The sequence below is a fragment of the Shewanella sp. CAL98-MNA-CIBAN-0140 genome, from assembly GCF_040309905.1.
GTDB classification, from domain to species: Bacteria; Pseudomonadota; Gammaproteobacteria; order Enterobacterales; family Shewanellaceae; genus Shewanella; species Shewanella psychromarinicola.
In genome coordinates this window covers 41,016-48,686 of sequence record NZ_JBEOPI010000032.1, presented here as the reverse complement: position 1 = coordinate 48,686, position 7,671 = coordinate 41,016, and the positions used below count along the sequence as shown (strand labels likewise).

At 40.1% G+C, this 7,671-nt stretch carries 8 protein-coding genes; 7 read left to right on the top strand and 1 reads right to left on the bottom strand.

The window, feature by feature from the left end:
• Positions 1-425 precede the first annotated feature (425 nt).
• The 6 genes from AAEY93_RS15725 (at position 426) to AAEY93_RS15700 (ending at position 5,050) form a co-directional block, all read left to right on the top strand.
• A complete protein-coding gene (locus AAEY93_RS15725; protein WP_124012292.1) occupies positions 426-884 on the top strand; it encodes a hypothetical protein in 459 nt (152 codons plus the stop codon).
• 149 nt (positions 885-1,033) lie between these two features.
• Positions 1,034-2,002 (top strand): hypothetical protein, encoded by a 969-nt coding sequence (locus tag AAEY93_RS15720; protein WP_124012291.1) that lies wholly within the window; start codon positions 1,034-1,036, stop codon positions 2,000-2,002.
• 4 nt (positions 2,003-2,006) lie between these two features.
• A complete protein-coding gene (locus AAEY93_RS15715; protein WP_124012290.1) occupies positions 2,007-2,384 on the top strand; it encodes a hypothetical protein in 378 nt (125 codons plus the stop codon).
• 333 nt (positions 2,385-2,717) lie between these two features.
• Positions 2,718-2,957: a PspC domain-containing protein gene (locus AAEY93_RS15710; RefSeq protein ID WP_124012289.1), complete on the top strand. Its 240-nt coding sequence runs from the start codon at positions 2,718-2,720 to the stop codon at positions 2,955-2,957.
• 139 nt (positions 2,958-3,096) lie between these two features.
• Positions 3,097-3,753: a lipase family protein gene (locus AAEY93_RS15705; RefSeq protein ID WP_157822266.1), complete on the top strand. Its 657-nt coding sequence runs from the start codon at positions 3,097-3,099 to the stop codon at positions 3,751-3,753.
• A 580-nt stretch (positions 3,754-4,333) separates the two neighbouring features.
• Positions 4,334-5,050 carry a hypothetical protein gene (locus AAEY93_RS15700; RefSeq protein WP_124012288.1) on the top strand — a complete coding sequence of 239 codons (717 nt, stop codon included), beginning with the start codon at positions 4,334-4,336 and terminating at the stop codon, positions 5,048-5,050.
• Positions 5,051-5,244: 194 nt separating this feature from the next.
• Here the strand turns inward: AAEY93_RS15700 and AAEY93_RS15695 are convergent, their stop codons facing one another.
• Positions 5,245-6,552, bottom strand: coding sequence for an NAD(P)/FAD-dependent oxidoreductase (locus tag AAEY93_RS15695; protein WP_351078204.1), 1,308 nt, complete (start codon positions 6,550-6,552; stop codon positions 5,245-5,247).
• A 235-nt stretch (positions 6,553-6,787) separates the two neighbouring features.
• Here AAEY93_RS15695 and AAEY93_RS15690 point away from each other — a divergent pair, with 235 nt between their 5' ends.
• A complete protein-coding gene (locus AAEY93_RS15690; protein ID WP_351078201.1) occupies positions 6,788-7,336 on the top strand; it encodes a cupin domain-containing protein in 549 nt (182 codons plus the stop codon).
• Positions 7,337-7,671: the final 335 nt, after the last annotated feature.

Below are 7,671 nucleotides of genomic sequence, written 5' to 3'. Positions count from 1 at the left end.
TGCAGCTAAAGCCTGGGTCTCACATTACCCGAAACTGGGAATTATGTGTAATTAGGTGGGTTTATTATCCATACAAGAAATTAAACAAGGACAAATAACAGTTGGTTTTTGCTCCTTCGTCGCTTATTTTAACCAACTATTATTTGCCTCTTAGTGAGGCGTTGAACGAAGCCGCTGCGCGGAGCCAAATCAAGCTTCAATTGACTGTATTACTCGTATTGAATCAGCTAGACTTAAAAAAGATGTGATGGAACACCACAATGACAAGGGAATTTCAATGAAACACGTACAAAACAAGCCACATAATCAGTTCAGAACTGCTCTACAGCCCATAGCCAGCATCAAAAAAAGCAAATTCCTATAGCATAAAGCGTACCAATTAACCTGGACTCGGCATCGGCCAAGCCCAACAAGCGATTTATGCCATGCAAACAGCGCAACGCATAAATACTAAAACGTTAAATGGCAATGATGGCATGAAGACTCTTCAGCAGAAAAATGATGAACATTCGAAGTTGATAGCTAAGGAAAGGCATAGCGCACTCTATTTGGCTTTGTCGCTATTTCCAATAGTTACAATTTTTGGCTATGACTTCTATCAAGGTTTTTTTGGTAAAGAAGCTCTTGGTTTTCAACCTGCATTTCTAGTGTTTGGTACTTTGCTCTTTGCTTTACCATTTCTAGCAATTGGCCAAATGCTCATACTTCCATCTTGGCTCAAGTTGACCTCATATGTATGTATTCAAATCCTATTCACCTCATTGTGGTTTCTCGATGGATTATTATGGCTTGCAATAATTCCGCTGATTGTAATTTTTGGCATACTACAGTACCAATTACCTGAGATCCGGAAATCCACAGAGCAAAATGAAAATGCCACTTAACAAGCTGCTAAATTCAGATTCACCAAGGCTGTCATGCCATTTGCTGAGCAAATCGCCCGCCAGCACATGGCTCACTTATTAGCAGGGCGTTAAACCTCTAAACCAACGTTTAGAGTATAATTCAAACTTTAAAAGGAACTTAAAAGAAAATGAGTGAAATAATATTATGTAATCGCACTTATAGTGCAAGTGTATTTAAAAATGAGTGTGGCATTGGGATTGAGTTGGCTTCATCTCTTACTTGTGCCAACCCAGATATGATTATCGCTAATACGCCTTATTTATTAAAAAATGGTAATTCAGCTGTTTGTAAAGCATCATTAGCAAAACTATCTAATCCTTCAATTACAAAAAACCTGACGAGCTTAGCTTTATCTTTTGGTGGTGATAATCTGATTTCTCTTTCGTCTATTAGCTCTCAACTGCAAGAGTATAATGTGGGGTTAATGGGCGCATCAACCAGTGTCTACGCAAATAGAATGGGAGGCTTTGTTGGCTCAGTTAAAAACTACCAATCTGCTTTAATTGAATATAGCCAAGTAGCAAAAAGTAAATCACCTCTTAAAGTAGCCGCTAAACAAAAAGCCAAAATGGCTTTCGATAAAATGCAAAATAGCTTTAAACACGAAGTTAAGGTTGTAACAAGCCAAGTTAAATCGAGTCGCGGTACACCACTGACTAATTTTGACCGAGGTGCAAATATCGCCAAAAGTAGTAGGAATATGGCTAAATTAGACATAATGACACCTGTTCAAGCTGACAAGATTGTTAAATTTACTAAATACGCAAAAGTTTTAGGTAATGGTCTTACCATTATCGACTTTGGTAGTCGTGTAGGTAATATTCAGAATAGCTATAAAGCAGGTGGTAACTGGGAACGTGAAATGTTTATTGAGTCTAGTAGCTTTGCTGCTAGTGCAGCTACAGGAATTGGCGTAGTCAATGTAGGAGCGGGAGCCTTAACATTTTTAATGGTGGCGACACCTATTGGTTGGATTGGTTTAATAGTGGGTGGCTTGGTTGTTGCAGGTGCGGCGGCGACCGCATCAATAGGAATGAATAATATTATTAAAGACAATGCAGGTAATACATATGATGCATTAATTAAAAGTTTATAAATTAATGAATACTATAACAATGCTAGTTGGAGTAATGATCGCTGCCTCAATGGTGAGCGGTGTCTTATATGTTGCTTTTGGACAAATCACTGTACGGAAGTTAAGGAAAAACCCTAAAACTAAAGGTCTACTCGGTGTCGAGTATGCCAGTGGTTGGGATATTATTAATGTAGCTCAAGCATTTTCTCTTCCAAGGTCTTGGACTCGGAAAATCGAAAAGAGTAAATTTTCATTCTTTTATGCTAATGCAACCGTATTATATGAAAATACAACCAAATTTGATCAGGTATTAGGTTTTGTGTTTTATTGGGTATTAACAACTACTGGACTGTCTGGAGCTTTATTAGTATTGCTCAATTATATTGGGATTTTCAGTGAATAGAGGCTTAACAAGAGACTTTAAACGGAACAAAAAACCGTTGACTTTTTGTTCACTCCGTTCACTTATTTTAGCCAACAATTTTTTGCCTGTTAATTAGGCGTTGAACTAAGCCGCTGCGCGGAGCCAAATGCTGACTCAATCGAGTATATTATCCTCATTGAATCAGCTAGACTTAAAAAGATGTGATGGAACACTACAATGACAAGGGAATTTCAATGGAATACATACAAATCACGCAATATATTCTGTTTAAAACTGCTCTACAGCCCAGATTCAGCATCAAAAAAAGCAAATTCTTATAGCATAAAACATACCGATTAATATGGATGTGGCATGGAAAGTCTAGATAATATAAAAGTTCTAACTCGTGGAGAATCCGCGATTCTTGCTGGAGTTTGTTCAGGTATTGCGGAATATTATAATTTGCGAAAAAACGGCATTAGGTTAGCATTTTTGTTAACTAGCTTGTTTTTTGCGATTCCTGTATTGGCTTATGTTGTTTTGTGGTTAGTTTTACCCAAATATCCGACGACAGAAGCGATGGCTCGTCACTTACGGCGAAAGAAGTTATAAAGAAAATATGGCAGCTAACAAATAAGGATAGGCCGCGCGAAGCCTCGTTCTTATCCCAAGTGTTAGGGCGTAATATCGAGAATGGCGTATGAAAATAAGATTATTTTGTTTCATTTTGTACTTATGGAGTTCTTTTTCTATGTCTGAAGAGTGTGTTGTATTACTTCATGGGATGGCTCGTTCCGATAGCTCTATGAATAAAATGGAGACGAAGCTTAAAGAGGCAGGTTATACCGTCGTGAATTTTGACTACCCATCAACGCAGCATAATATTGAGAGTATAGCCACAGATTACCTTCCTAATGCTATAGCTCAATGTAAACCTAACGTAATCATAAATTTTGTGACACATTCTCTTGGTGGGATTGTGTTACGTAAATATTTAAGCGATAACAAACTAGAACGCCTAGGCCGTGTGGTAATGCTAGGTCCGCCGAATAAAGGAAGTGAGGTTGTTGATAAACTAAAAAATGTTCCAGGTTTTGAATTTATTAATGGTCCAGCGGGTATGGAATTAAGTACTGATAAAACAAGTGTTCCAAACTTACTTGGGGCGGTCACCTATCCAGTAGGAATAATAGCAGGCAGTTCAACTATTAACCCAATACTTTCTCAAATGCTTCCAAATCCTGATGACGGTAAGGTGTCAGTCGAGAACACAAAGGTGGAAGGGATGGCTGATCACATAATTCTCCCCGTTTCTCACCCATTTCTTATGCGAAATGACGAAGTGATTAGGCAAGTTAAAAGTTTCCTAAAAACAGGGAAGTTTCAGCATAGTATAGTTTCGCCCTAACACAGATGAGCCTCTCTTATTGTGAATTATTTTATAATAAAGAATGCTGCCTGACGCTTTTCAGATCCTTTAGTACTTTAAAAAATGAGTGGCTTATTTTTGCAACACCAGACCAAGAGGAAACCAACGGCTGTTCCCTCTTTACTCTTTTATAAGAGAATTGGGCCCAGCCATTCCGGCAATATTTTCCCCATTGACTTAAACAACAGAAGCGAAAAGGTCGCCATGGGGATTGATCCTGCTTTTGACTTAGTTTTAGCGTTCCTCGGTTCATCTTACAGTAAAGAGTGAAAATGCTAACGCTTCCAATGGGGATCTGATGTGAATGGATTCACGAATGTAGTGATGGCACGGTCAATGATGTTTCCGACATCATAATGACATTTCCCAAATCCATATGGTTCAGATGCCAATGAACGACCTGTACCGCGAAAGCTAGCCTGCAATGATAAGTCTCTGGCGATAATGTTCAGTTAGAGTCTGATTAATCAATATTATCGAGGGCGTTACATTATTTACTTGTGAATAATGAACTTGTTATGCTAATTTCTTGCGAACTCAACATCATGATGGAATATGAATGCGTTATCTACTGCTAGCCATGCTGCTAACCTTAACTGGTTGCGCAAGTAAACAACCTCCTTTTAGCCTTGTTATCGACCCCTTATTGCCCTCTGTCATTAATTATAGCGGTGAAATTGATCCAGATAATGTTGCCGCTTTTGAACAAGGCATGGCAAATAGTCCAACTCAAATAACCTCATTGATTATTAACAGTGGTGGGGGAGATGTACTTGCTGGCATACGATTAGGAGAGTTGGTATATCAGCACAAATTAAAGGTCACAGTTGATAAAGTCTGTGCGTCATCTTGTGCTAATTATGTTGTAACCGCCAGTGATGAAGTGACTATAAAACAAGATGCCCTGTTAGGTTGGCATGGTGGGGTGTTACAACCACTATTATACGGCTCGGAAGACTTCCATAAGTACAACAAAAGTATGGTTGAATATATTATGGCGTGGGCAGAGGCCGAGCGCGTCTTTTTTGACATGGTTAAGGTCAATCAAGCTGTCACGGTATTGGGGATGATGCCAGGCTTAAAAGGTAAACGAGACACGCCATTATATAGTTATGACCAGCAAACGTTAAAGGCGTTAGGTTTACATATTACTTTTGAAGACAAGCAAGCAACGGTTTCTAAAACTGGCGAAGAAATTGTACAAATATTTAGCTTAAGCCCTGAAGTATTGGACACTTTACTGATGCAGCATGCACAAAGGTTGCAGCAATTGTAATTAAGTTAGCTTGTCTTTTAAGTGATGGCCTGCGGCCACTAACGCTTAAGATCGCAAGGTTTCACCTTGCGATCTTAATTCAAACGAAGTTTGAAAAGTCTGGTGTGGGTGAAGCGCCACGACGTTAGTGGCCGTAGGCCATAAAAAGATGTAAAGGTTGACCCTTTTGCTAACCTACAGCAAATCCATCAACCCTATAGTAAATCCTTCATTCTGTGGTACAACATCCCTGCTGCCAGCAATGGCGATCGCAACATGGGTCCACCGGGGAAGGTCATGTGCTTAATATCATTAAACACATCAATACGCTGTGACTGCTGGCTAATCGCTTCAGCAATTAACCTTGCGGCCATATGAGTGGCGTTCACCCCGTGACCTGCATAGGCTTGGGCAAAGTAGATGTTGGCTGCGTCAGGTAAACGTCCGATTTGCGGCATGCGGTTGGCGCCGATGCCCATCATGCCGCCCCATTCATAATCAATTTTGATGCCTTTTAATTGTGGAAAGACTTTTTCAAGATTAGGCCTTAATTCAGCTTCAATATTTTTTGGGTCTTTACCTGAATAAGTACACAAACCGCCGAATAATAATCGGCGATCTGCTGATAAGTGGAAGTAGTCTAACGCCACGCGCATGTCGGCAAAGGCCATATTTTGCGGAATAACACTGGCACATTGTTGCTCGGTTAACGGTTCAGTGGCTAATAAATAGGTGCCTGTTGGCAACACTTTCCCGCCAAGAAAAGGGCTTAATGTATTGCCGATATAACCATTGCCTGCCAATACCAGATAGTCACAGATCACTTCACCTTCGGCGGTGATCACTTTGGGTTTACTGCCCTTGATGATTTTTTCTGCGGCGCTATATTCAAATAATTGTGCACCAAGTTCACGGGCAACACGTGCTTCGCCTAGGGCTAAATTAAGTGGGTGTAAATGTCCGCTGCCCATATCGACCAAGGCGCCTTGGTAAAAGTCTGAACCGATAACTTCACCAATTTGCGAATGATCAAGCAGTTTGATTGATTTTTGATAACTTTGGTCTTGCAGATCTTGGTATTCTGCCGCTAAATCATCCATGTGCCGTGGCTTTACGGCTAAATCACAATAACCCATGTGTAAGTCGCAATCGATTTTGTGCTCGGCAATGCGCTCGGTAACGATATCAACCGCTTCAAAACCCATTTGCTGAATGGCTTTTACGCCTTCGTCGCCAATTTCATTACGGAACTGGGTGGCGTCATGACCGATCCCTCGGATCAACTCACCACCATTGCGTCCCGAGGCGCCCCAGCCAATGCGTTTAGCTTCGAGCAATGCGACACTGTAGCCACGTTGTCTGAGTTCAATGGCAGTATTAATGCCGCTAAATCCACCGCCAACAATACACACATCGACAGTTAGCTGTTCGGTTAGCTTGGGATGCGAATAAAGCTCTTTTGCGGTCGCCACATAAAAGGAGTCTGGGTAGTGTTGGCTATGGATCGGGGATTTACGTGGCATAAATACTCCAAGCTATTGATTGCGATTATAATCATAACGTTTAAATGAATAGTCAGATGCAGATGTAAGTCATCTAGGGTGTGCATTTTATTTAACACTTATTTAGTGTAAAATACAATTGCTTTGATTTAAGCAAGTTATCATGCTTGATCGCTAGCATTTTTTTGTTAAAGTGTTAATAATCTGCAACACTTTAATAACAAGTCATGGGTCAACATATACTAGGAGAACGAATTTGGATATTGGTGCAAACCTAAAAGCTGTTCGCAAATTGAAAGGGTTATCTCAACGCGAGTTAGCCAAGCGTGCAGGGGTTACCAACAGTACAATTTCAATGATTGAGAAAAACAGTGTTAGTCCATCGGTGAGTTCACTTAAAAAAGTGTTAGCGGGGATCCCGATGTCATTGGTAGATTTCTTCTCGATTGATGATGGCTCTATTGGTGACCAGAAAGTGGTTTACCGTGGTAATGAGTTATTGGATATCGGTACCGGTGAGTTAGTGTATAAACTTATCGGCCGTGACTACCCAAACCGTGCAATGTCGGTGATGAGTGAGACTTATCCTGTCAATGCTGATACGGGTGCTGAAATGCTGCAACATAAGGGTGAAGAGGGCGGTATTGTCGTTGAAGGTAAGGTTGAGCTGACTGTTGGTGAAGAGGTGTTTATCCTTGAAAAAGGCGACAGTTATTATTTTAATAGTGAACACCCCCATCGATTTCGTAACCCATTTGAACAGCCTTGTCAGTTAATGAGTGCCACTACTTCAGCCGATTTTTAACGGTTTTCACTTTAGCTTTTACTGCTTATGTCTAACTCGACGGCTTAAGGGAATAGTGTAAGATAATCAATAAATCAGGCTATTCCCAACGAGTTAGTCGCTGATGATTTTTAGGGTTTCATCTATTTTCGATGGTATTCCTAACATGTCATTATTATCTTGTGTAAAGAATATTAAGCAATGGATTGCCTTTTTTTGTGCATTCCCTCCCCATTTTGGCGCATTTTTTGGCGAGATTTAAGCAAAGTCAGTCAGATAGTTTTTTTTTGCATTATGGCTATTTTAAAGTTATCAGTATGTTTATAAAGTGTTTTAATTTATTTTTATTAAAAATT

Excerpts from the sequence above, each read along its gene's own strand:
- AAEY93_RS15695 (WP_351078204.1), bottom strand. The coding sequence starts at position 6,552 with ATGCCACGTAAATCCCCGATCCATAGCCAACACTACCCAGACTCCTTT.
- AAEY93_RS15710 (WP_124012289.1), top strand. The coding sequence starts at position 2,718 with ATGGAAAGTCTAGATAATATAAAAGTTCTAACTCGTGGAGAATCCGCG.
- AAEY93_RS15725 (WP_124012292.1), top strand. The coding sequence starts at position 426 with ATGCAAACAGCGCAACGCATAAATACTAAAACGTTAAATGGCAATGAT.
- AAEY93_RS15715 (WP_124012290.1), top strand. The coding sequence starts at position 2,007 with ATGAATACTATAACAATGCTAGTTGGAGTAATGATCGCTGCCTCAATG.
- AAEY93_RS15720 (WP_124012291.1), top strand. The coding sequence starts at position 1,034 with ATGAGTGAAATAATATTATGTAATCGCACTTATAGTGCAAGTGTATTT.
- AAEY93_RS15705 (WP_157822266.1), top strand. The coding sequence starts at position 3,097 with ATGTCTGAAGAGTGTGTTGTATTACTTCATGGGATGGCTCGTTCCGAT.
- AAEY93_RS15700 (WP_124012288.1), top strand. The coding sequence starts at position 4,334 with ATGCGTTATCTACTGCTAGCCATGCTGCTAACCTTAACTGGTTGCGCA.